A 1008-nucleotide genomic window follows, 5' to 3' on the forward strand; every position below is an offset into this window, starting at 1 on the left:
GTAACTATTCAGCACTTGTAAACTGCCGCCCGGCTGTGCATAGTGAAGGACATGACGCAAATGCCCGATTTCAAGGACCTCACACACGAACAGAAGGACGCGCTCATCGTTGATCTGGTGAGGCGTCTGAACGAGCTCGAGGCGAAACTGGAGAAGGACAGTCATAACTCCAGCAAGCCGCCCTCAAGCGATGGTCCGAAGCGCAAGCCGAAGTCATTGCGCGGCACGAGCGGCGCCAGACCGGGTGCACGGCCGGGGCACAAGGGCACGACGCTCAAACGCGTGGCGCAGCCCGATCGCATCGTGATTCACCCGGTGACGCCGGTGTGCGATGCCTGTGGCCAGCCGATCGAACCCGACGCGATGACGGTGTTGCCCGACGGCCGGCAGGTGATCGATCTGCCGCCCATGCGCTTCGAGGTGACCGAACATCGCGTGCAGATCGCGCAGTGCCGCTGTGGCCAACGCCATTCGGGCGCATTTCCTCAAGGGGTGAACCAGGCCGTCCAGTATGGTCCTCAGGTGCGTGCAAGCGCGGTCTATCTGACGCAATACCAGCAGTTGCCGGTGGCGCGTACGGCTCAGGCACTGTCAGACCTGTTCGGTGTTCACATGAGTACGGGCAGCGTGCAGTACTGCATCGACGAAGCTGCCCGGCGACTGGTGCCGGCCGTCGATCAGATCAGACAGGCGCTACACGAACAGCCCGTGGTGCATTTCGATGAGAGCTGCATGCGCGTGGGGCGCGCGCCGCACTGGCTGCATCTTGCCTCGACGAGCAAGTTGAGCTGGTATGGCGCACACCGCAAACGCGGTGGCGAGGCACTCGACAGCTTCGGCATTCTTCCCGGTTTCAGGGGCATCGCGGTGCATGACGGCTGGCGGCCGTATGCTGCCTATGAATGCGAACACGCCCTGTGCAACGCCCATCATCTGCGTGAACTGGTGTTCGTACTGGAGTCCACGCAACAGCCCTGGGCCCAGCAGATGATCGATCTGCTTTGCCAG

Annotated in this window: 1 protein-coding gene; it reads left to right on the forward strand. The window is 62.2% G+C overall.

Annotation, left to right across the window (positions count from 1 at the left end):
* Positions 1–60: 60 nt before the first annotated feature.
* The coding region (tnpC, locus tag PQQ51_RS34315) for an IS66 family transposase (protein ID WP_408501622.1) at positions 61–1008 on the forward strand (948 nt) is incomplete at its 3' end.

Source organism: Paraburkholderia xenovorans (genome assembly GCF_046030735.1).
GTDB lineage: Bacteria > Pseudomonadota > Gammaproteobacteria > Burkholderiales > Burkholderiaceae > Paraburkholderia > Paraburkholderia xenovorans_A.